Source organism: Marivita sp. (assembly GCF_965656765.1).
Lineage (GTDB): Bacteria > Pseudomonadota > Alphaproteobacteria > Rhodobacterales > Rhodobacteraceae > Marivita.
Window position 1 is genome coordinate 36314 of record NZ_CBFHLV010000013.1, and the last position, 22301, is coordinate 58614.

A 22301-nucleotide genomic window follows, 5' to 3' on the forward strand; every position below is an offset into this window, starting at 1 on the left:
CAGCGCCCCGACAGGTGTAAACCTCGCCACCCGCTCGCGAATCTGTCATCGTGGCTCCAACCAATAGTCGGAGTGGTGATATGAGTCTCATGGGAACACTGGCCAAAGTGGCCATCGGATACGCGACAGCACGTGGAGTTGATCAACTTGCAGGCGGCAAAGGCCTTGGCGGTTTGATGGGCGGCGCACAGGTCGAAGGGGACAACCCGATGGCGCAAATCCAAGCCCAGTTGGGCAAGATGATGGGCGGCGGTGGCGAAAACCCTTTGGCCGGTATGATGGACAAACTGCAATCCGGCGGACTTGATCTGTCGTCTATGATGGGTGGCGCAGCTGGTAGTCAGGACAGCGGCGACAAAGGTGGATTGCTGTCACAGCTTGGCGGCGGAGGTGGTGCTGGGCTTGCCGGTATTCTGGCCGCAGCCGGTGGCATGGCAGCAATGGGTGGCAAGAACATGGGCGGCATGCTCGACCAATTCGCCAACTCGGGCGCAGCCGCCCCCGAGGCAGAAGAGACCGCAGCCCTGATGCTGCGCGCGATGATCCAGGCCGCAAAATGCGACGGCGGCATCGACGACGCCGAACGCGCCAAGATCATAGACACCGTTGGCGATGACGCGGATGCCGAAGATATCGCGTATGTTCAGGAACAGTTGGCAGCACCAGTTGATGTTGCTGCTCTGGCCGCAGACACACCTGCGCCTCTGCGCACGCAGGTCTATTCTGCGTCGCTGATGGCGATCCGGCTCGATACTCAACCCGAAGCGCAATATCTTGACGCCCTTGCTCGCGCGATGGAGCTGGACCAGCCCACGGTAAACGGGCTGCATATGCAGATGGGGGTTCAGCCGCTCTACAGCTGATCTGACGCACATTTATGAAGGGCATTCTGCTGGCCTGTTTCGGTGTCTTGATCCTGACACCGGACGCTTTGCTTATCCGTATATCCGGGCTGGACGCAGCTCCGCTTGTCGCATGGCGCGGACTGGCAATGGGCAGTTTGTTCCTCGTCGCCGCCGCACTTACGGGCCAATTGCGTCTGTTTCCGCGATTGGCCTCCAGCGTGGGTGCAGCACTCGTTTTGGCGCAATGGGCCAACGCATCGCTTTTTGCACCAGCCATTTCACTCGCGCCGGTTGCACTGGTTCTGATCTCTGTTGCCACTGTCCCAATCTGGGCCGCGATCCTATCGCGAATGATGTACGGCCAACCTACTCGGCCAGCGACTTGGGTCACCATCGCCGTCGTCAGCGTCGGCATTATGCTTGCGATGTCAGGCAAAAGCGATGTGGCCTTCACCGCCACAGCGCTGATTGGCGTGCTGTGCGGATTGGGCGTTGCGCTCAGTCTTGCGCTCAGCTTCACTCTGCTGCGGCATAACCCGGATATGCCACTGCTCACAGCGGTTGGCACCGGGTCGGCGCTCGCGGGCATCACGGCATTTGCACTCACATCACCGCAGGAGATGGCCACAGGCACCACGTGGGCGATCGGTATTGCAAGCTTTGTCGTGCTGCCCCTATCCTTCTATTTGATGTCCGAAGCGTCACGTCACACCGCATCGGTCAATGTTAGCTTGGTGCTGCTTCTTGAAACCGTGCTGGGCCCGCTTTGGGTCTGGGTCGGGATCGGCGAGGCGCCAACGTCTACCATGCTGGCCGGAGGTGCAATTGTAGTGACGACCCTTGCCACCTATCTCTGGCACCTGCGCCGTCGCACGTGAAAAATCCGTCAGCGTCTTATGGCGTTGGCGCGCGCAGTTGGATACACACCTCGGCACCACGACAAGAGGCCCCGCGATGTCCGATACGATCATTTCCCGATGTGAAGCGCAGGGCCTGCGCCTCACAGAACAGCGCCGGACAATTGCACAGGTGCTGGAAGACGCCGACGACCACCCCGATGTCGAAGAGCTTTACGCCCGTGCCTCGGACCGAGATCCGAACATTTCGATCGCGACCGTGTACCGAACAGTAAAACTTTTCGAAGAGGCAGGAATCCTTGAAAAAGTCGATTTCGGCGATGGCCGCGCGCGGTATGAAGATGCCGAACGGGATCATCATGACCACCTCATCGACCTGCAAACAGGCAAGGTAATCGAATTCGTCGATCCCGAGATCGAGGCGCTACAGGAAAAGATCGCGGCTAAGCTGGGTTACCGGCTCAAAGGGCACAAGCTCGAACTATACGGCGTGCCAATCAAGAAGTGAAACTGCCCCTGCTGCGCAATGCCAACAGGTCTGGTCTCTGCCCGAAAAGAGGCGTAGCTCCACAGCATGCAGATCGTGCGCGCCATTCTTCTGATGATCCTCGCAATGGCGCTATTGGCGCTGAGCGACATGTTCATCAAGCTCTCATCGCGCGTCCTATCGCCCGGCCATGTGATGTTCTTTCTCAGCACAGGCGGCACTTTGTGTTTTATCGTGATTGCAAAATTTCAGGGTGCCGAACTGATCAGCCGTGATGCGCTGCACCCTTGGGTGCTTGCACGCAGTGGGCTTGAGATTTTTGGTGGGATCGGACTTGTCATGTCAATTGGTGTGATCCCACTCTCACTATTTGCAGCGATCATGCAAATGGCCCCGCTGGTGGTGACATTGGGGGCAGCAGTATTCCTGAAAGAACCTGTTGGCCTACGTCGTTGGCTTGCGATCTTCGCAGGAATCGTTGGCATGTTGCTTGTGATCCGCCCGGGTGCCGATGGCTTTGAACCCGCCGCCTTGTTTGCCGTTATGGGTGTGTGTGGTCTTGGCCTGCGCGATTTAATCACTCGGTTGGCCCCATCGCACATCCCGTCGATCTCATTGGCGACATGGGGGTTTTCAGCAACCATCCCAATCGGACTGGTTCTGATCTTTCTGTTCGACGCACCCGCGCCGCTGACCGGCATGACCGTATGGCATATGAGCGCCGGGGTCGTGGTGACAGCATTGGGCTATTACGCGGTAACCCAAGCCATGCGCATGGCCCCTGCGGCCATCGTGTCCCCGTTCCGCTATACGCGGCTGGTCTTTACCATGAGCCTTGGCATCCTGATTTTCGGAGAACGCCCCGACACACTGACCCTCGTCGGGGCAGCTATCATTCTTGCCGCAGGGCTTTACGCTCTCTATCGCGAACGCAAGCTGGCAATGGAGCAGGATCGTCTGCGCCAAAAAGCTTCCCGTTAGCGCTACCGGGCGCAGTTTACTTTATGTCCGGCCCTGCTATACCGCCGCATGAATGCAGCTGCATCAGGACCAAAGCGCAATGAGCACCATCATCGACATCCACGCACGCGAAATCCTCGACAGCCGGGGCAACCCGACCGTCGAAGTCGACGTCACCCTAGAAGACGGCACCATTGGCCGCGCCGCAGTACCTTCGGGTGCATCCACCGGCGCTTATGAAGCCGTGGAAAAGCGCGACGGCGACAAGAACCGCTATATGGGCAAGGGCGTGCTGGAGGCCGTTGCTGCCGTGAATGGCGAAATCGCGGACGAGATTGTCGGCCTCGACGCCACCGAACAGGTTGGCATCGACATGGCCATGATTGAACTGGACGGCACCGACAACAAAGGCCGACTTGGTGCAAATGCCATTCTTGGCGTCAGCCTTGCAGTGGCCAGAGCGGCTGCTGATTTCACCGCACAGCCACTCTTCCGATATGTTGGCGGCACCTCAGCGCGCATCCTTCCCGTACCAATGATGAACATCATCAATGGTGGCGAACATGCCGACAACCCGATCGACATTCAGGAATTCATGATCATGCCCGTGGCTGCGGAGAACATCCGCGATGCCGTAAGGATGGGGTCCGAAGTATTCCACACGCTGAAGAAAGAACTGTCAGCCAAGGGCCTGTCTACGGGTCTGGGCGATGAGGGCGGCTTTGCGCCCGAACTCGGATCAACCCGCGAAGCGCTCGATTTCATTTTGAAATCCATCGAAAAAGCTGGCTACACTCCGGGCGACGACATCATGCTCGCCCTCGATTGCGCGGCGACCGAGTATTACAAAGACGGCAACTACGTCTATGCAGGTGAAGGTAAGACGCTGACCTCGGACGAAAACGTCGCCTATTTGCAAGCACTTGTGGACGACTACCCCATCCTGTCCATCGAAGACGGCATGTCCGAAGATGACTGGGATGGTTGGGCGATGCTGACCGAAGTGCTGGGCGACAAGGTCCAACTGGTGGGTGACGACCTGTTCGTGACAAACCCGGCGCGTCTGGCCGATGGCATTGCGCGCGGTTGCGCCAATTCCATGTTGGTCAAGGTGAACCAGATCGGCACGCTGACCGAAACGCTCAAAGCCGTCGATCTGGCGCACCGGGCGCGGTATACCAACGTGATGTCGCACCGATCGGGTGAGACTGAGGACACCACGATTGCAGACCTCGCCGTAGCCACCAATTGTGGTCAAATCAAAACCGGGTCATTGGCGCGGTCGGACCGGTTGGCCAAGTACAACCAATTGATCCGCATCGAGGAAATGTTGGCCGAAACCGCCGAATACGCGGGTCGCTCTATCTTGCGTGGCTAACGATTTCGAATTTTCCTTCGGAAGATCCAAAAAGCCGGACGTTGCGCGTCCGGCTTTTTGCATATTTGGAAAAAGAAGAAGAACAGGTCGCGGATTAGCTGCCCGCGTTCGGATCTTTGTAAATTCCCTGTTCTTTCAGCGCATCGACCACTTCGGCAGGCATGTATTCTTCGTCGTGTTTGGCAAGGATTTCAGACGCTTCAAACACACCATTGATGTACCGCCCTGTGCCGACCATCCCTTCGTTTTCTGAAAAGAGGTCCGGCAGCACACCCGAATAGGTCACCGGAACGGTTGCACCGCCATCCGTCACGCTGAACGATACTGTCGATCCCTGCCCGCGCACAATGGAGCCTTCTTCGACCAGACCGCCAATGCGGAAGGTCTCATTCGGAGCTGGCGGTTCTGCCATCACTTGGCTGGGCGAGCGGAAAAAGTTGATCCCATCGCGCATGCCATAACCGATCAACGCGGTTGATAGGACCAAGGCGACCGTCGCAAGGGCAATCACCTGTATCCGGCGTTGTTTCTTCAGCGATTTCAAAGCCACGGTAACCTCCCCGACTAAATCCAATCTTATATAGACACAGAATGGCGGTGCGCAAACCACGGCAGTTCAATTTGCCGCAGTCTGATTTCATTTTACCTTAATGGTCGGCATCTGAGATTTTTCGTACGAAAAATCCGGGACACAGGACCGTTTGGATCATGGAAAACACGGTGCCAGCATGAGACCGGTCACTTCCGGCAAACCAAGCATCAGGTTGGCGTTCTGCATCGCCTGCCCCGAAGATCCCTTTGTCAGGTTATCAAGAGCCGCCACGACAATGGCACGCCCGTCTATGCGGTCTCCGGTCACGCCGATATGGCAAAAATTCGACCCGCGCACATGATGCGTTGATGGCGTTTCGCCAAAGGGCAGAACCTCAATGAAAGGCTCGTCTGCATAGGCACGGGCCAAAGCGCCATAGACCGCCTGCGCGTCACCACTGACATAACAGGTCCCAAGGATACCGCGATTGGCCGGGATCAGATGCGGCGTGAATTGAATACGCACCTCTTCGCCCGCCAATGCAGTGAATTCCTGATCAAATTCTCCAAGGTGACGATGCGTGCCGCCAACAGCATAGGCGTTTGCACCTTCAGACATTTCAGCATGCAGCAGGTTCTCTTTCAGAGACCGCCCCGCACCTGATACGGCGCATTTCAGATCAAGAATGATGTCCCTTAAACCGATCACCCGGTCTGAGATCAGGGGCCGCAAGATATACTGCCCCGTCGCCGCGTTGCAGCCCGTTCCGGCAACCAGACGCGCGTCCTTAATGGCATGGCGGTAGAACTCGGTCAGGCCGTAGACCGCCTCTTTCTGCATGTCGACTGCGGAATGTGGGTTGCCGTACCACTTTTCGTATGCAGCCGGATCACTCAGACGGAAATCCGCCGAGAGATCCACGATCTTTAGGTGCGTCGGCAGCTTTGAGATCACTTCCTGGCTGGTCTTGTGCGGCAGCGCGCAAAAGCACAGATCGACGTTGGAAAAGTCGATCTCTTCCCAAGTCACAAGCTGCGGCAGGTCCAGATGGCGCAGAAACGGAAAGACCTGCGCAATGGTTTGGCCGGCCTTGGAGTTTGCAGCGAGCGCTGAAATCTCCATCTCGGGATGGGTGGCGATGAGGCGCATCAGTTCGGCTCCGGTATAGCCGCTGGCGCCGATAATCGCGATTTTACAGGTCATTGGGTTTCTCCCCCGTGACGAATGGACAAAAAACAAAGGATCGTCAGGCTTAGGCAGCCTCGAACGAGATCCGTCGTCGCAGGAATTGTGTGGCATGATCAGACACACGTTTTGGATCGCCCGTGGTCAGGAACATCGATGCATCCCCTGCCCCGCGCATATCAGGATGTCGATCAAGGTAATCTGCCAATGATTCAGCCACGAGGTCGGCCTGGCTATACACAGCCACGGCTTGACCCAACGCGTCTTGGAACACATTCTGCATCAACGGGTAATGCGTGCAGCCAAGAATGGCCGCTTGCGGTGTCGGCATTTTACGCTTGAGCGCATCGACATGAGACCGCACCAATGCTTCTGCCAAAATCATGTCGCCTTCTTCGATGGCGTCGACCAGACCCCCGCAGGCCTGCGCCTCGACATCCACACCGATGGCGCGGAATGCGAGTTCCCGCTGAAACGCACGGCTGCTGACCGTGGCCGGAGTCGCGAAAAGCGCCACATGCTGCACGGCCACTTCTCGCGGTGGGGAATTGTCCCCCCATTGACGTTCTGTCAGTGCCTCAATCAAGGGTACGAACACGCCGAGCACGCGTTTGTCGCGTGGTATCCAGCTTTCTTGCATCCGCCGCAGGGCCGCCGCGGACGCTGTGTTGCACGCCAGAATGACGAGATCACAGCCAGCATCCCAGAGCCGCTCAGTCGCAGCACAGGTCAAGGTATAAACATCATCCGCGTCGCGCACGCCGTATGGCGCGTGTTTGTTGTCGCCAAGATAAACGAAAGGCACATCAGGCAGCCGCTTGGACACCGCGTCCAGCACCGTCAGCCCACCCAGTCCGCTATCAAATACGCCTACCGCCATGTCGCCCTCGCGCAATCGGAACGGGATGGCGTTCAGCCGCGTACCCGATGCCGGTCTTCAAACTCAAAGCCGTAGTCGTAAGACGGGAACGGCGTTGGAGACAGCTCATACGTGGCTTTGCGCAAAAAATCCATCAGCTCTCGCGTGTCTTTTTTGCGAACCGCTATTTCCTCCGCGGGAATGGGATTTCCAATCACCAGGCGCACAGGTGTATCGACCCGTTTATGGAACTCTTTGATCAACAATCCCATACGAAGCGTATGGTGCATATGGCTAGCCATTTGAAACAAACGGCTGGTATGTCCATCGAAATAAATCGGAACCACTGTCGCGTTCGATTTGGCAATCATCCGCGCTGTAAAACTGCGCCAACCCGGGTCCATCGGTTTGGCAAAGGGCGTGGCTGCTGTGGACACCGTACCACCAGGAAACACTCCGATGCAGCCGCCCTGCGCCAGATACCCCAGCGAGGTTTTGCGGGTTTCGAGGTTTTGGGCAATGGCCGCTTTGGTCTCGTCGAAATTCACCGGCAAAATGACCTTGTCGAGTTCTTGCGCCTTGCGGAAAACCCTATGTGCCAGAATGCGAAAATCGCCGCGTGTGACCGAAAGGATATGACCAAGGATCAGCCCATCCAGAATGCCATAAGGGCGATTGGCAATCACGATTAACGGGCCAGTTTTGGGGATATTTCCCAGGGAACCGCCCACCACATCAAGTCCAAGACCATAGCGGTCAATCATCACCTCCCAGAAATCGCGGCCCTTTGCGACCTCGTCCTGGTAGCCTGCGGCACGTTTAATCAGGTTCAGTCGGCCTGTGGCGTTTTCGATCAAACGGATCATCGCGCGCCCCGGTTTTGATCGGGCGGAATGGGCGTAAGAAATATCACGAGCGGCGGAAGACGTCACCGATGGACCTCCGGAATTGCAGGATCGCGCCGTGCTAGCGCGAGCCGATATATCCGCATAGATGTAACAGTTCCTTAACGTCCATATGACGCATCATTCTGCGGCCTGTTTCATCCCAGCACCGCCGGCCCGCAAAGCTGCCAATAATTCCTCGCGGCGTTTTTCTGCCTTTGCAGCGTTCGCGTGTTTGACCGGTCCAAAGCCACGGATTTGCAATGGCAATTCCGCCAGCGCCACCATTGGAGCCATTTTGTCAGGTGTGGCTTTCAGCAACCACTCGCGCATGTCGGTCTCATATTGCTTGATCAAGCCCCGCTCCATGCGGCGTTCCTCAGTCCGGCCAAACGGGTCGAACGGCGTACCGCGCAGGATCTTCAACTTCGCCAAAAGGCCGAATCCTTTAAGCATGCCTTCGCCATATTGCTTTTTTACAGGCCGCCCATCCGGCCCTGTTTTGCTCAGCATGGGTGGGGCCAGATGAAATGACATTTTAAAATCGCCACCGAACTGATCCTGCGCTTTGGTGCGGGTCTCAAGATGCAAACGTGCGACCTCGTATTCGTCCTTGTAGGCCAACAGCTTGTGATACCCCTTTGCCACAGCCTCTTTCAGGCGGGGATCATCTACCTGATCAACAAGTTTTTTGAACCGTTTCGCATAGCGCTTGCTTTGATATTTTACCAAATGGTCAAATCTATAAGCGATCTTTTCATCCAGCGTTCTCGGCAGCGCGATAACCTTTGGTTCTGCAATCTTTGCCGCGTCCTCGGGATGCAGAACCGCCCAGCGGCCGATTTCAAACGCACCGATGTTCTTTTCTGCCGCTGCCCCGTTCAAGTCGATAGCCTGCAGAATCGCGTTCTTTGTCAGTGGCACAAAACCACGCTGCCACGCCGCACCAAGGATCATCATGTTGGAAAAAATTGAATCCCCTAGTGTAGCTTTGGCCAGATCGGACGCATCGAAAAGATCCAATTTGTCCTGCAGCCGCGCTTGAAGCGAGACTTTCAGCCGATCGGTTGGTAGTGCGAATTCGGTGTCGCGGGTAAAATCCCCCGTAATGATTTCGTGGCTATTCACCACCGCCCCAGTGCGTCCAGTGCGCATCAGGCCCAGAGTTTTCGCGCCAGCGCTGACCACAAGATCCCCACCGATCAAAACATCCGCCTCTCCGGACGCGACGCGAATGGCGCTGATATCGGCAGGTTTGTTGGCTAACCGCAGATGGATATGTACCGCACCACCCTTTTGCGCGAGGCCGGCCATCTCCATCATACCGGCGCCCTTGCCATCAATCTGCGCCGCCTGCGCAAGTACAGCGCCAATCGTCACGACGCCGGTTCCACCAACGCCTGTCACGACCATATTCCACGTCCCGTTGATGGGCGGTAAATCTGGATTGGGCATGTCTGGCAGGGTCACATCAGCTGTGGCTGCCTTTTTCACCTGCGCGCCTTCCAAGGTTACGAAAGACGGGCAAAACCCTTTGAGACACGAGAAATCCTTGTTGCAGGATGACTGGTCGATGGCCCGTTTGCGGCCCAGTTCGGTCTCCGTTGGCACGATGGACACGCAGTTTGACTGCACACCGCAATCACCGCAGCCCTCGCAGACATCGGTGTTGATAAACACGCGCTTGTCCGGATCTGGAAACTGGCCGCGCTTGCGGCGGCGGCGCTTTTCGGCGGCACAGGTCTGAACATATACGATGGCACTGACGCCTTCGGTCTTTGCAAACTTCTCTTGTACAGTTTGCAAATCCGCGCGTTCTGCAAAATCAATGCCTTGCGGGAAAGTCTTGAGGTCAACATCCTCTTTTTCGTCATAGACAACCGCCAGATGTTTTACCCCCATCGCGCGTAGCTCTGCCGCGATTTGTTGCGGGGACAATCCACCGTCATTCTTTTGCCCTCCGGTCATAGCGACGGCGTCGTTGTAGAGGATTTTGTAGGTCATGGTTGTGCCGGATGCGATGGCCGCACGGATCGCTTGCACACCTGAGTGGTTGTAGGTTCCATCGCCTATGTTTTGAAAAACATGAGGGGTTTTCGAAAACAACGATTCCCCGATCCAGTTCGCACCTTCAGCCCCCATATGGGTAAAGCCCAAGGTTTCACGGTCCATCCATTGCACCATATAATGACAGCCGATCCCGGCATAGGCGCGACTGCCCTCGGGCACCTTGGTCGAGCTGTTATGCGGACAGCCCGAACAGAAATACGGCAAACGTGCTGCGATCTCTTCCGCGTTGTCAGCTTTCTTGGCTTCATCAATGGCTTGCATCCCGGCCTTGATGCGATCTGTCGTGCGGCCTTCATCGATCAGAATTTCGCCTAGTTTCTCGGCGATCAGGATCGGGTCAAGCGCGCCACGGGTCGGGAAGAGTTCCGGTCCATGCATTGATCCTGCGCCACCCCCTTTGTGCCACCCCCAGACCCGGCGACCGCGACGGTCGTCAAAGATGGCCTCCTTGATCTGCACTTCGATCAGCTTGCGCTTTTCTTCGACCACGACAATCAGGTCCAACCCTTCGGCCCAGTTGCTGAAGCCGCGCATGTCCAAGGGCCATGTTTGGCCAACCTTGTAGGTCGTAATGCCAAGCCGTTCTGCCTCGGATTCGTCTATGCCCAAGAGCGACAGGGCGTGCACCAGATCCAGCCAGTTCTTACCCGCCGAAACAAAGCCGATCTTAGCGCCGGGTTTGCCCCACACACGCTTGTCGATCTTGTTGGCATGAGAGAACGCCTCGGCTGCGAACCGTTTGTGGTCGATCATCCGGGCCTCTTGATCGTGTGGCGTGTCGGCCAAACGGATGTTCAACCCGCCGGCGGGCATGTCGAAAGGAGGCATCACAAATGACATCCGGTCCGGGCGACCATCGACAACCGACGTTACCTCAACCGTGTCCTTCATCGTCTTGAGACCAACCCAAAGCCCGGAGAACCGCGACAGCGCAAAACCATAGAGACCGTAGTCGAGAATTTCCTGAACGCCTGCGGGCGACACCACGGGCATATAGGCGTCGATCATCGCCCATTCGGATTGGTGCAAAACGGTCGAGGATTCACCGGTATGGTCATCGCCCATCGCCATAAGCACACCGCCATTTGGCGACGTGCCCGCCATATTAGCGTGTTTCATCGCATCGCCGGAGCGGTCAACGCCTGGCCCCTTACCGTACCAAAGGCCAAAGACACCATCATGCGAGCCTTCGCCCCGTAATTCAGCTTGCTGTGCGCCCCAAAGCGCGGTTACGGCAAGGTCTTCATTCAGCCCTTCCTTGAAGCTGACATCCGCAGCTTTGAGGAAACGTTCAGCGCGCTGCATCTGCATATCGACCGCACCAAGCGGCGATCCGCGATACCCCGTAACATAGCCCGCAGTGTTCAGCCCTGCTGCCGTATCGCGCGCCTTCTGCATTAGCATCAAACGCACCAAAGCCTGCGTGCCATTCAGAAGGACGGGCGACTTTTCGAGGTCGAAGCGATCATTCAATGTAATTTGGGCTTTGGTCATTTGACGACTCCTCGCGTGAAATGTGCCCGTAGTTTAGCACAAATTTAGGTCACAATTACTGACCTTACCACAAAATTCTTTCGAATTTTCAGTGATCGGTGAAGTTGTCGTTCATATATGTCTTTGTGTCATGTAAACCGCCTGTAACGATTGAAAGTATTCGGTATGGACTGGGACAAACTCAGAATATTTCACGCAGTTGCTGATGCGGGCAGCCTGACGCATGCCGGGGATGCACTTCACCTGTCGCAGTCTGCTGTGTCGCGACAAATACGAGCGCTTGAGGAATCACTTAATACTGTTCTCTTCCACCGCCATGCCCGTGGGCTGATTCTGACCGAGCAGGGCGAATTGCTGTTCGATGCCACACGGTCAATGAACAAACGCATCGACGCGGCCACCGCACGCATTCGCGACAGCGAAGAAGAAGTGTTCGGCGAATTGCGCGTGACCACAACGATTGGCTTTGGATCGCTGTGGCTCGCGCCACGTTTGCCCAAGCTTTACGAGAAATATCCGGACCTCAATATCGATCTCATGCTGGAAGAGCGGGTTTTGGACTTGCCCATGCGCGAAGCTGACGTGGCGGTGCGCATGAAAGAACCCAGTCAGGCGGACCTGATCCGCAAAAGGCTGATGGCGATCCGGATGCGGCTTTATGCATCTCCGGAATACCTTGCTCAGAACGGCACGCCGGAAACGATTGAGGATATCGCAAATCACAGGTTGATCTGTCAGAATCCACGCGCGGCACAGGTGAGTGCAGGCATGATGCTGGTGCAGCAATTGCTGACTTATGACATCAAGTCGACTCTGACAGTGAACAACTACTTCGGGGTGCTTCAAAGTGTACTGTCTGGCCTTGGGATCGGAGTTCTGCCGGATTACATCATCGAGGACTTCCCAACAGTCAAACGCGTGCTTGTCGACATTGAATCCGTGGAAGTGCCTGTTTTCCTTGCCTACCCTGAAGAGCTGAGGCAATCGAAACGCATCGCGGCGTTCCGCGATTTCGTGCAGGAAGAGATTTTTACGCACCGCCAAACCCGCAAGGCGCTCGAAGGCGGATAGGCGACGAATGTGTGACCCATGCGCCTCACGCATAACGGGAATGACATATGTAATGGGCTATGCCTATTGCCATGTAACAGATCGCTGACATATTTAGCACATATGAGATGAACCGCTCATTTGGGCATCATTTCATACCTCCCTGTTGGACTTCGGCCGAGCTCATCGCTCGGCCTTTTTTTCTCCAGAACCGGGCGGTGCTTCCAGTGCATTTGTCATGCACACCCACCGTTCGCCATCCAGCGCCCCCAGAGTGTCAGAGGATCACACCCTCTTTGAAAACCCTGCAGGGCCTTTTCACCCTTCGCGCTTTGGCCTAAACCGCCGCCATCTGCGCAACCCACGGGGACATCCGGATGCAAGACCCAGCCATCACCGAAGAGATCATCTCTGCTCACGGCATCAATGCCGACGAATACGCCGAGATCCTGCGGATCATGAACCGCGAACCCACGTTCACCGAACTGGGCATCTTTTCGGCCATGTGGAATGAACACTGTTCATACAAGTCCTCCAAGAAATGGCTGCGCACCCTGCCCACTTCCGGCCCCCAAGTGATTTGTGGCCCCGGCGAAAACGCTGGTGTCGTTGATATCGGCGATGGTCAGGCGGTGGTCTTCAAAATGGAGAGCCACAACCACCCGAGCTATATCGAGCCCTATCAAGGCGCCGCAACAGGCGTGGGAGGCATCCTGCGCGATGTCTTTACGATGGGCGCGCGGCCTATTGCGGCGATGAACGCGCTGAGCTTTGGTGAAAAAGATCACCCCAAGACGCGGCAGCTGGTCCACGGTGTGGTCGAGGGCATTGGCGGCTATGGAAATTGCTTTGGCGTTCCGACCGTCGGTGGCGAAGTGCGGTTCCACCCAGCCTACAATGGCAACTGCCTGGTCAATGCCTTTGCAGCCGGTCTCGCGGATACCGACAAGATTTTCTATTCGGCCGCCAGCGGCGTCGGTCGCCCTGTGGTCTATCTTGGCGCAAAGACAGGCCGTGATGGGGTTGGCGGTGCGACAATGGCGTCAGCCGAATTCGACGATACCATCGAAGACAAACGTCCCACGGTTCAGGTCGGTGACCCTTTCACCGAAAAGCGGCTGATGGAAGCCACGCTCGAGCTGATGCAGACAGGTGCCGTGATTTCCATTCAGGACATGGGTGCTGCTGGCCTCACCTGTTCGGCCGTTGAGATGGGCGATAAGGGCAAACTGGGCATCCGGCTCGATCTGGAAAAGGTACCGCAGCGCGAAGCGAATATGACGGCCTACGAGATGATGCTGTCAGAAAGCCAGGAACGCATGTTGATGGTTCTTGACCCGTCGAAAGAAACCGAGGCGCGGGCCGTGTTCGACAAATGGGATCTGGATTTCGCCATTGTCGGTGAAACCATTTCCGAAGATCGCTTTCTGATCGTGCACAATGGCGAAACCAAAGCCGACTTGCCACTGTCGCGCCTGTCGTCCTCAGCGCCCGAATACGACCGTCCTTGGGTGCCCTCTGAAGCGCCCGCGCCTTTGGAAGACGTGCCCGCGGTTGATCCGATCGACGCGCTCAAAGCGCTTTTGGGCAGCCCGAACTATTGCGCCCGCAACTGGGTGTTTGAACAATATGACACGATGGTCATGGCCGACACGGTCGAAGGCCCGGGATGGGGCGCGGGCGTGATCCGCGTGCATGGCACGGAAAAGATGTTGGCCTTCACGTCTGACGTCACACCACGCTACGTCAAGGCGAACCCTGTCGAAGGTGGCAAACAGGCCGTGGCCGAAGCGTTCCGCAATCTGTGTGCAGTTGGCGCCAAGCCGCTGGCGACCACAGACAACCTGAATTTCGGCAACCCTGAGAAGCCGGAGATCATGGGCCAGTTCGTGGGCGCGCTGCAAGGTATTGGTCGCGCTTGCGAGGCACTGGATATGCCCATCGTGTCCGGCAACGTGTCGCTTTATAATGAGACCGACGGTCAAGGCATCCTGCCAACGCCGACAATCGGCGCTGTTGGGATCATTGAAGCGGGCGAAGAACCAATCCTGGGCCGTGCCCGCGACGGGCATGTCGCATTGGTCATTGGTGACACACAGGGCCATCTGGGTCAGTCCGCGCTGCTCTACGAAATATTCAACCGCGAAGACGGCGATGCGCCGGCAGTCGATCTGATCGCAGAACGTCGCAACGGCGATTTCATCCGCGACAACCGTGACCTGATCAAGGCTTGCACCGACCTCAGCGATGGCGGCCTCGCGCTGGCGGCCTTCGAAATGGCCAGCGGGTCGGATGTGGGCTTGGTGATCGACGAGAGTGATCAGGCGATGCTGTTTGGTGAAGATCAGGGGCGTTATCTGGTAGCTTGCAACTTTGATCAGGCCGAGGGTCTTATGATTGCTGCAGGCCAAGCCGGTGTGCCGATCACAACCGTGGGTCGCTTTACTGGCGACACGGTCAAGATTGGCGGATCGGATGCGTCTTTGGCGGATCTACAAGCGGTGCACAGCGGGGCATTCGCCGATCATTTTGGCTGACGTAAGCGCGCGGTTGGAGGGGTTATGAAGCTCGAATTTCATCACGTGAATTACGTGTCGAAAGACGTGGACAAGATGCACGACTTCTACACCCGCGTTCTGGGTTTGGGCGATGTCCCGCAAGAGAATTTCCCACGCACCGAGGCGACCGGAGATCACGGATTTGATGGCAAAATCCGCTTTGCCACCGACGGTCAAATGCAAATGCACCTTGCCGAACGGGATTTGACAGTCGCTTTCAAGAACGGTCACGTTATCAATCCGGTGGACCGGGGCCATATCGCGTTTCGAACTGATGATCTGGATGCGTTTTTGGCCATTCTCGACGAACAGGGTATCCCGTATTCAGACTATGGCACTGCGTTTGCCAAGGAATGGCATCAGGTGTTCTTTCAAGACCCCGAAGGCAATGTGATCGAAGTCCACCAGCAGGTGGGCTAAGCGACACACGCGTCTACACGTGTGGGCTTTCCGTCAACGGAAAGCCGCCTTCTGCCTCAAAGCATCCCCATCAATCGCGCCTTTTCACCCGGGTCGTCAGGGCGCGAAATGGCAATCGCCAATTCTTCGAGCGATTGGATCGAATGCCCGGCACGGAAGCTGTCGACATGGGGCAGCATTGCACGAATACCGGTTGCCTTGGGCGCAAACCCGTCCCAGCGCAGCAGCGGATTGAGCCAGATCAGACGGCGTGACGACAGATGCAACCGCTCCATTTCCTTTTCCAGCGCGCCCGCATCGTCGCGATCCAGACCGTCCGTGATCAAGAGCACAACGGCACCCTGCCCCATGACACGCCGTGACCAATCGCGGTTGAAGTCGTGCAAGCACTGGCCAATCCGTGTGCCGCCTTCCCAATCCTGCGCCTCTGCGCCAGCCGCTTTGAGCGCCGCATCCACATCGCGGGTTGCCAGATGCCGGGTAATGTTCGTCAGACGGGTTCCAAACGTAAAGGCGTGAACCTTGGCCCAGCCCGCGCCTTTTTCATTTGCCACGGCGTGCAGGAAATGCAGCACCATGCGGGAATACTGGCTCATCGAACCAGAGATATCGCAAAGCACAACAAGATTGGGCCAGCGCGGACGCGGCGTTTTGCGCGCAATCGAGCGGATCTCGCCGCCCTGCCGCATGGATTTCATCAGCGTGCGCCGGTAGTCCGCTTGTCTGCCCAATACCGACGCTTTGCCACGCCGCGACGGGATCGGTTTCACCGGTAGCGAAAGCCGCGCCAGCATGCGCTTGGCCTCGGCCACTTCGGCGGTGCTCATCTGTTCGAAATCCAGTGTGCGCAGTTTTTCCTCGGCACTCATGGTGAGGGTCGAGTTAATCTCGATTTCGGTGCCTTCTTCGGATTGCTCGTTCTCGGGCACCTCGGGCACCAGATCATCCAGCAACGCCTGTGCTGCGCGCTTTTCGCCAGATGCTGCGGCCTTTTCTTCCTGCACGCCGCGTATGGCGGGCAACATGAAGGACATCATGTGTTCAAGGTAACGCGGGTCGCGCCAGTAGAGACGAAAGACCTGCGCAAAGATCACACGGTGTTCGGGACGGTTCACAAAGCAAGCGTGCAGCGTCCAGAAGAAATCCATCCGTTCGGTGAACCCTGCTGCCTCGACAGCGCGTATGGCGTCAATCACGCGGCCCGGGCCAATGGGCAGTCCTGCACGGCGCAAGGCGCGTGCGAAATGGATAACATTCTGCGCAAGACGGGGGTTATCTGGCAGCTCGAGAGGGATGTATTCGGCCATTACATGGCCGACCGGGGGCGCTGCCCCCGGACCCCCGGGATATATCTAAAACAAAGAAGATTCATGCGGGTTCGAGCGAAGCCTTGGCTTCGTCGAGCAGGCGTTTGGCCTCGGAGCCTTGCAGTTTCTGAATGTCATCCTGATACTTCAGAACTGCGCCCAACGTGTCCGAGATCACCTCTGGCGACAGGTCGATCACATCGAGCGCCAACAGGCATTTTGCCCAATCGATGGTTTCGGCCACGCCCGGCTTCTTAAAGATATCCTCGGTGCGCAGTCGCTGCACAAAGGCCACGATTTCGCGGCTCAAAGTGGCGGACGCTTCAGGAGCACGCGCGTTCAGAATGTCGAGTTCACGATCAAAATCCGGGTAATCGACCCAATGATAAAGACAGCGGCGTTTCAGGGCGTCATGCACTTCACGGGTGCGATTGGAGGTCAGAATGACAATGGGGGGCTCTGGCGCCTTGATTGTCCCCAGCTCTGGGATCGTGACCTGAAAGTCGGACAACGCTTCCAGCAAGAACGCCTCGAACGGTTCGTCCGTACGGTCCAGTTCATCGATCAATAGCACGGGGGGGCCGTTTTCATCGGGGCGCATTGCCTCAAGCAGCGGACGTTCCACAAGGAAGTCCGCGCTGAAAAGTTCGCGTTGCAACATCTCGCGGTCGGCATTGCCCGACGCTTCGGCTGTGCGGATGGCAATCATCTGCGCCGGAAAGTTCCATTCGTAGACCGCACTTGAGGCATCAAGACCTTCGTAACACTGTAGCCGGATCAGTTTGCGCCCCAAAGAAGCGGCCAGAGCTTTGGCAATTTCAGTTTTTCCAACACCCGCCTCGCCCTCAAGGAACAGTGGGCGGCCCAGTTTCAGCGACAAAAACACAACCGTGGCAAGCGCCCGTCCACAGACATAGCCTGTGTCGGCAAGCATGGATTGAACGGCGTCGATACTTTCGGGTGTCTGCATGGGGCGCTCCTCTGTCACTGGCCTTGCTGCCCTGTGCGTGCCCCAAAGGTCAATAGCGCCAAGGTCGCAAGCGGTGGCCTCGAATTGACGCCCCCTGCCCGACCTGACAGAGTTCGTCTGGTAAATTTCAAAGTGCACAAGGCCCTATTCGCGTGATCCTGACCGCTGTTCTGTGTGTCCGCAACGAGGCGGCGTTCTTGCTGGATTGGCTTGCCTGGCACCACAGTGTGGGCGTTACCGATTTTGTCGTTGTGTCGAACGATTGTGACGATGGCACGGACATAATGCTCGACCGGCTTGAGACGATGGGTTGGTTGACCCACATCCGAAACGCAGCCCCCTACGGCAAAGGCGGGATACAGTTCAGCGGTCTGAAACTGGCTAAAAAGACCGACGCGGTGCAGCGCGCAGACTGGCTGCTGACGTTGGATATCGACGAGTTTGTGAATGTTCATGTCGGCGACCGGACCTTGCCAGAGCTGATCGGCGCATTGCCGGATGCGACAGCAATCACGTTGACTTGGCGCAATTTTGGCAATGCCGGTGTGGTGGCCTATGAGGACACGCCCCTGCCGTTACAATTCAGCCGCGCAGCACCACACCGAATGCCGTGGCCCTGGCGCGCGGCGATGTTCAAAACGCTGTATAGAAACGATAAAACCTATCGTGACCTTGGTGTGCACCGGCCACGCAACCCGGTTGAGGATCGGCTTTCAGAGGCGCGTTGGTACGATGGCGAGGGCCGTGTCTTGCCGCCAGAGATGACCACGGGCCGCATCTTTTCCGACTACCGGGTGCCGCAGCATGGGCTGGTGCAGTTGAACCATTATCCGCTTGGCGCGATGGAAAGCTACGTGCTGAAATCCGACCGCGGCCGTGCGGTACACAGCGCGGATCGGCTGGGTTTAGATTACTGGGTGGAGCGCAATCTCAATACGGACGAAGACCGCTCGGCGATACAGCTTTGGGACCGGGCGTCGCCGATCCGACAGGCCTTGGCCGACGATCCTGATTTGGCGGGCCTTCACCGGGAAGCGGTTTCATGGCGCAAAGCGCGATTTGAGGTTCTGTTGCAAGACAACACCTATCGCGACCTGTTCGGGAGGCTGATGATGACATCACCTTCGCACCCGCTTCCAACTTCTGCTGCAGCACAGCTCACACAGTTTGCGCAACGCGCGCCAAAGCCGGACGTGGAAACTTCATAGACTCCCCAGTATTTTGGCTCAATTCTGCCAAGATCCTCCGATACGCCTTGCACCCAATAAGACCTGTCAACAGGCATGAAACAATGAGGACACGCTGACCATGCAGGACGGACTCGAGCCATATACACTCACTTTAAGCGACCTAAGTCCGGCGCAATGGCTGGAGGAGATGCAGGAGCTTGGGGATGCCTGTGGGTTCTTTGAACCTTTGGGCAACCATCACAATGCCGCCTTTATTGAAAAAGGCGATACGCTTTTGGTTAGCTTCGAATCCCTGCCCGCAATCCAAGCTCTGTCCGAAGATGCACGTCCGATCGGGTTTGATTTGGCCAAAGCGCAGGATTGGTCCTGCCTGACGGTGATCTGCAACCGAGACACATGGTTCCGCGCGGGCGAGGTGTATGGCTTTTTCGATCAGTTGACCGATGACGGTTTTTTCGAAGATTTCGACCGCGTGATCTTTTTCGGCGCGGGCCCCTGTGGCTATGCCGCCTGCGCGTTTTCGGTGGCTGCACCCGGTGCAACTGTGATCGCGCTCGAGCCGCAGGCGACGCTTGATCCGCGTATGACGGAATGGGACGACCGGTTTGTTCATATGCGCAAGACCAATTTCACGGACCGCTACGGCTATGCGCCCGACATGCTTGAGGCCGCAAAGGCGGCTTACGTGATGTATGATCCCGATGATCGGCTCGGTGCTATGCATGCAGCCCTCTTCGAACGTGCTGGCACAAAGCGGTTCCGCGCACGGTATCTTGGTGGCGGGATGCAGTCTCACCTGAACCAGATGGGTGTGCTTGAAACACTCGTCACCCATGCTGCCGAGGGCACGCTGGACGACAGGTTGTTCGCCGAGTTGTATCGCAAACGGCGCGAGCATGTTCTTTACTGCAAAAAGCTGTTCAGCGTTATCGAGGCGCAGGATCGTCCAGCAATGGCGGAAGCGGTTTGTAATTACATTGTCGAATCGTTTGGAGCGCCACGTTATCGGCGCAAGCTCAAGGCGCTGCGGCAGGCACGTCAGGGCGTCGCCGAAAGCGTCGAAGGCTAGCTTTGACGCGGCCTGCGTGCTAGTCGGCTGGCATGACAGATACGCTTACCATCAAGACACCCGATGATTGGCACCTGCACCTGCGCGATGGCGCAATGCTGCGCGCCGTGGCCGCTGAATCTGCCCGCCATTTTGCGCGCGCGATCATCATGCCCAACCTTGTCCCCCCGGTTGTCACAGGGGCACATGCTGCGGAGTATCGCGACAGGATTCTGGCCGCTCTGCCCGAGGGCGCGGATTTCACCCCCCTGATGACGCTATATCTGACCGAGGATACCGACCCGGACGATCTGGCGCGTGCCCATGCCGATGGATTGATCACTGCCGTCAAACTCTACCCTGCCGGGGCCACAACCAATTCGGCGTCCGGTGTGGCGAATTTCGACAGAGTCCGCCCGGTTCTGGAAAAGATGGCCGAGATTGGCTGTCCGCTTTGTGTGCATGGCGAAGTAACCGACAGCGAGATCGACATTTTCGACCGCGAGGCGGTGTTCATCGAACGTGTGCTTGATCCGATCCGCCGTGCAACGCCCGGTTTGCGCGTCGTGATGGAGCACATCACGACGATGCAAGGTGTCGAATACGCCTCTGAGGGTGGCCCCGAACTTGGGGCGACAATCACCACGCATCACCTTGTAATCAATCGCAACCATATCCTCGCTGGGGGGATCAAACCGCATTATTACTGCTTGCCGGTAGCGAAACGCGAGGAACACCGCCTTGCGCTGCGCCGCGCAGCAACCAGTGGTGATCCGACCTTCTTTCTGGGTACGGACAGCGCGCCGCATACTGATGCGAACAAGCTGTTGCCTTGCGGCTGCGCGGGTTGCTTTACCGCGACAAACACACTGTCAATCCTTGCCGAGGTGTTCGAGGCTGAAGGCACACTTGACCGTCTCGAGTCATTCACCAGCATCAATGGTCCAAAGTTCTATCGCCTGCCGATGAACGAGAAAACCATTACCCTGACGAAAGGCGATCCGGTCGAATACCCTTCACATATCGACACTGACGACGGCCCGGTTACGATGTTTGATCCGATGATGCCACTTCATTGGCGCGTCACCCGGTAGGCCCTTGCCACCATACCCATTCGATAAACATAGCGACAGAAACCCGTTGCGGCGCGGGGTTTCGCTGCATCACGTTCAATGGCAAACCGGCGCTGCGGACATTTGTCTTTGCCCGGCAAAAGTCAAAGGTGATGCATATGTCTTGCGCAGCCATTACCTTGAATAGGTGGCGGCAATCGATCCGATCCCTAGCCTAAATTTCTGGGGTCGGACGCGGAGCCTATGCAGTTATCAGTCCTCGGCTTTGACCTGCGGCAAAAGCGCAAACCCAGCGCAGCCGCCAAGAGAATCAGTCCTTTCGCCCAATAATCTGGCATGACGCCTGATTTAAATGCATGGTTTTTGAGCTTTTATCGCCGCTGACATGACGCGCAAGACATTGAAACTCCTAACAAACACTGACGCATCTGTGGCTATGTGATCGCATGACTAGAGTGTAAACTTAAGATTACAATTGCCAGTGTCAGTTTTTTATTACACACTCACCCCAAAGGTATACCATAGGTTTCTGATCGGCTCTCTAAGGGGTGCAGGCCGATCATCCCGGGCTTTGTGCCCATTCGTTGCGCGCTCCGACCCAAACTTGAACAAACCGTAAGGAGGGGTTCAAATGATCTCAGACGATGAAGACAAGGTATGGCCGACAGGTCTGACCTTGAAGGAAGCTGAAGAAGTCCACAGCTACCTGATCGATGGAACACGTGTATTCGGTGCGATTGCACTGCTCGCGCACTTCCTTGTTGCCGTATCCACTCCGTGGCTTGGATAAGGGAGTCCCAGCATGAATAACGCAAAAATGTGGCTCGTTGTCCCCCCTGCGGTGGGCGTACCTGTCTTCCTTGGTGCAGTTGCCGTTGGCTCTTTTGCCGTACACGTCGCTGTGCTCAGCAACACGTCGTGGGTTGCAGATTTTCTGTCCGGTCAGGAACTTGGTTCCGGTGACATGGCAGCAGCCTCGATGATCGCTCCCGAGGCGAACACCGCCAAGGCAAGTTATGCCGTTCCACAGGCTGATGGGTCACTTGCAGTGACCATCATTCTGCCAGACGGCACATCAACCCAAGCGCTGATACAGCCGCAGAACCTACAGCCTGAATTGTAGGTCAAACGTTT

At 56.9% G+C, this 22301-nt stretch carries 20 protein-coding genes; 13 read left to right on the top strand and 7 right to left on the bottom strand.

Features of this window, described 5'->3' with window-relative positions:
* Positions 1 to 80 precede the first annotated feature (80 nt).
* From ACTG4M_RS05975 to eno, 5 genes are all read left to right on the top strand, one after another.
* Positions 81 to 863, top strand: a complete 783-nt coding sequence (locus ACTG4M_RS05975; protein WP_439122728.1) for a tellurite resistance TerB family protein — start codon at positions 81 to 83, stop codon at positions 861 to 863.
* 14 nt (positions 864 to 877) lie between these two features.
* A complete protein-coding gene (locus tag ACTG4M_RS05980; protein ID WP_439122729.1) occupies positions 878 to 1723 on the top strand; it encodes a DMT family transporter in 846 nt (281 codons plus the stop codon).
* Between the two features lie 76 nt (positions 1724 to 1799).
* The gene (locus ACTG4M_RS05985) at positions 1800 to 2210 is read left to right on the top strand and encodes a Fur family transcriptional regulator (RefSeq protein ID WP_439122730.1); all 411 of its coding nucleotides are present in this window, start codon (positions 1800 to 1802) and stop codon (positions 2208 to 2210) included.
* A 66-nt stretch (positions 2211 to 2276) separates the two neighbouring features.
* Positions 2277 to 3170 carry a DMT family transporter gene (locus ACTG4M_RS05990; protein WP_439122731.1) on the top strand — a complete coding sequence of 298 codons (894 nt, stop codon included), beginning with the start codon at positions 2277 to 2279 and terminating at the stop codon, positions 3168 to 3170.
* A 79-nt stretch (positions 3171 to 3249) separates the two neighbouring features.
* Complete coding sequence (gene eno, locus ACTG4M_RS05995) at positions 3250 to 4527, top strand: phosphopyruvate hydratase (protein ID WP_439122732.1); 1278 nt, start codon at positions 3250 to 3252, stop codon at positions 4525 to 4527.
* A gap of 94 nt (positions 4528 to 4621) precedes the next feature.
* Here eno and ccmE read toward each other — a convergent pair whose 3' ends face one another.
* From ccmE to ACTG4M_RS06020, 5 genes are all read right to left on the bottom strand, one after another.
* The gene (gene ccmE / locus ACTG4M_RS06000) at positions 4622 to 5071 is read right to left on the bottom strand and encodes a cytochrome c maturation protein CcmE (protein ID WP_439122754.1); all 450 of its coding nucleotides are present in this window, start codon (positions 5069 to 5071) and stop codon (positions 4622 to 4624) included.
* A 162-nt stretch (positions 5072 to 5233) separates the two neighbouring features.
* Positions 5234 to 6262, bottom strand: a complete 1029-nt coding sequence (gene argC / locus ACTG4M_RS06005; RefSeq protein WP_439122733.1) for an N-acetyl-gamma-glutamyl-phosphate reductase — start codon at positions 6260 to 6262, stop codon at positions 5234 to 5236.
* A gap of 49 nt (positions 6263 to 6311) precedes the next feature.
* Entirely contained in the window at positions 6312 to 7124 is an 813-nt protein-coding gene (gene murI, locus ACTG4M_RS06010; protein ID WP_439122734.1) for a glutamate racemase, read from the bottom strand.
* Positions 7125 to 7156: 32 nt separating this feature from the next.
* Positions 7157 to 8035, bottom strand: a complete 879-nt coding sequence (locus tag ACTG4M_RS06015; protein ID WP_439122735.1) for a lysophospholipid acyltransferase family protein — start codon at positions 8033 to 8035, stop codon at positions 7157 to 7159.
* A 93-nt stretch (positions 8036 to 8128) separates the two neighbouring features.
* Complete coding sequence (locus ACTG4M_RS06020) at positions 8129 to 11551, bottom strand: indolepyruvate ferredoxin oxidoreductase family protein (RefSeq protein ID WP_439122736.1); 3423 nt, start codon at positions 11549 to 11551, stop codon at positions 8129 to 8131.
* Positions 11552 to 11716: 165 nt separating this feature from the next.
* Here ACTG4M_RS06020 and ACTG4M_RS06025 point away from each other — a divergent pair, with 165 nt between their 5' ends.
* From ACTG4M_RS06025 to ACTG4M_RS06035, 3 genes are all read left to right on the top strand, one after another.
* Positions 11717 to 12622: a LysR family transcriptional regulator gene (locus ACTG4M_RS06025; protein WP_439122737.1), complete on the top strand. Its 906-nt coding sequence runs from the start codon at positions 11717 to 11719 to the stop codon at positions 12620 to 12622.
* 356 nt (positions 12623 to 12978) lie between these two features.
* Complete coding sequence (gene purL, locus ACTG4M_RS06030; protein WP_439122738.1) at positions 12979 to 15138, top strand: phosphoribosylformylglycinamidine synthase subunit PurL; 2160 nt, start codon at positions 12979 to 12981, stop codon at positions 15136 to 15138.
* Between the two features lie 24 nt (positions 15139 to 15162).
* Entirely contained in the window at positions 15163 to 15579 is a 417-nt protein-coding gene (locus ACTG4M_RS06035) for a VOC family protein (protein WP_439122739.1), read from the top strand.
* 56 nt (positions 15580 to 15635) lie between these two features.
* On the opposite strand, the gene ACTG4M_RS06040 is transcribed toward ACTG4M_RS06035, so the two are convergent.
* Together ACTG4M_RS06040 and ACTG4M_RS06045 are read right to left on the bottom strand one after the other, a co-directional pair.
* Positions 15636 to 16886: a vWA domain-containing protein gene (locus ACTG4M_RS06040; protein ID WP_439122740.1), complete on the bottom strand. Its 1251-nt coding sequence runs from the start codon at positions 16884 to 16886 to the stop codon at positions 15636 to 15638.
* Between the two features lie 61 nt (positions 16887 to 16947).
* Positions 16948 to 17856, bottom strand: a complete 909-nt coding sequence (locus ACTG4M_RS06045; protein ID WP_439122741.1) for an AAA family ATPase — start codon at positions 17854 to 17856, stop codon at positions 16948 to 16950.
* Positions 17857 to 18008: 152 nt separating this feature from the next.
* Between ACTG4M_RS06045 and ACTG4M_RS06050 the strand changes: the two genes are divergently transcribed.
* The 5 genes from ACTG4M_RS06050 to ACTG4M_RS06070 all read left to right on the top strand — a co-directional run bounded on the left by ACTG4M_RS06050 (position 18009) and on the right by ACTG4M_RS06070 (position 22290).
* Positions 18009 to 19064: a glycosyltransferase family 2 protein gene (locus ACTG4M_RS06050; RefSeq protein ID WP_439122742.1), complete on the top strand. Its 1056-nt coding sequence runs from the start codon at positions 18009 to 18011 to the stop codon at positions 19062 to 19064.
* Between the two features lie 100 nt (positions 19065 to 19164).
* Positions 19165 to 20115: a phosphoadenosine phosphosulfate reductase gene (locus ACTG4M_RS06055; protein ID WP_439122743.1), complete on the top strand. Its 951-nt coding sequence runs from the start codon at positions 19165 to 19167 to the stop codon at positions 20113 to 20115.
* A 32-nt stretch (positions 20116 to 20147) separates the two neighbouring features.
* A complete protein-coding gene (gene pyrC / locus ACTG4M_RS06060) occupies positions 20148 to 21188 on the top strand; it encodes a dihydroorotase (protein WP_439122744.1) in 1041 nt (346 codons plus the stop codon).
* 613 nt (positions 21189 to 21801) lie between these two features.
* Complete coding sequence (pufB, locus tag ACTG4M_RS06065; protein WP_439122755.1) at positions 21802 to 21957, top strand: light-harvesting antenna LH1, beta subunit; 156 nt, start codon at positions 21802 to 21804, stop codon at positions 21955 to 21957.
* 12 nt (positions 21958 to 21969) lie between these two features.
* Positions 21970 to 22290 (top strand): light-harvesting protein, encoded by a 321-nt coding sequence (locus ACTG4M_RS06070; RefSeq protein ID WP_439122745.1) that lies wholly within the window; start codon positions 21970 to 21972, stop codon positions 22288 to 22290.
* The last annotated feature ends 11 nt before the right edge of the window (positions 22291 to 22301 follow it).

Coding starts and splice junctions, on each gene's coding strand:
- ACTG4M_RS06035 (WP_439122739.1), top strand. CDS start 15,163: ATGAAGCTCGAATTTCATCACGTGAATTACGTGTCGAAAGACGTGGAC.
- pyrC (WP_439122744.1), top strand. CDS start 20,148: ATGACAGATACGCTTACCATCAAGACACCCGATGATTGGCACCTGCAC.
- ACTG4M_RS05990 (WP_439122731.1), top strand. CDS start 2,277: ATGCAGATCGTGCGCGCCATTCTTCTGATGATCCTCGCAATGGCGCTA.
- purL (WP_439122738.1), top strand. CDS start 12,979: ATGCAAGACCCAGCCATCACCGAAGAGATCATCTCTGCTCACGGCATC.
- ACTG4M_RS06040 (WP_439122740.1), bottom strand. CDS start 16,886: ATGGCCGAATACATCCCTCTCGAGCTGCCAGATAACCCCCGTCTTGCG.
- ACTG4M_RS06025 (WP_439122737.1), top strand. CDS start 11,717: ATGGACTGGGACAAACTCAGAATATTTCACGCAGTTGCTGATGCGGGC.
- ACTG4M_RS06045 (WP_439122741.1), bottom strand. CDS start 17,856: ATGCAGACACCCGAAAGTATCGACGCCGTTCAATCCATGCTTGCCGAC.
- ACTG4M_RS06070 (WP_439122745.1), top strand. CDS start 21,970: ATGAATAACGCAAAAATGTGGCTCGTTGTCCCCCCTGCGGTGGGCGTA.
- murI (WP_439122734.1), bottom strand. CDS start 7,124: ATGGCGGTAGGCGTATTTGATAGCGGACTGGGTGGGCTGACGGTGCTG.
- ACTG4M_RS05985 (WP_439122730.1), top strand. CDS start 1,800: ATGTCCGATACGATCATTTCCCGATGTGAAGCGCAGGGCCTGCGCCTC.
- ACTG4M_RS05975 (WP_439122728.1), top strand. CDS start 81: ATGAGTCTCATGGGAACACTGGCCAAAGTGGCCATCGGATACGCGACA.
- ACTG4M_RS05980 (WP_439122729.1), top strand. CDS start 878: ATGAAGGGCATTCTGCTGGCCTGTTTCGGTGTCTTGATCCTGACACCG.
- ACTG4M_RS06055 (WP_439122743.1), top strand. CDS start 19,165: ATGCAGGACGGACTCGAGCCATATACACTCACTTTAAGCGACCTAAGT.
- argC (WP_439122733.1), bottom strand. CDS start 6,262: ATGACCTGTAAAATCGCGATTATCGGCGCCAGCGGCTATACCGGAGCC.
- ACTG4M_RS06020 (WP_439122736.1), bottom strand. CDS start 11,551: ATGACCAAAGCCCAAATTACATTGAATGATCGCTTCGACCTCGAAAAG.
- eno (WP_439122732.1), top strand. CDS start 3,250: ATGAGCACCATCATCGACATCCACGCACGCGAAATCCTCGACAGCCGG.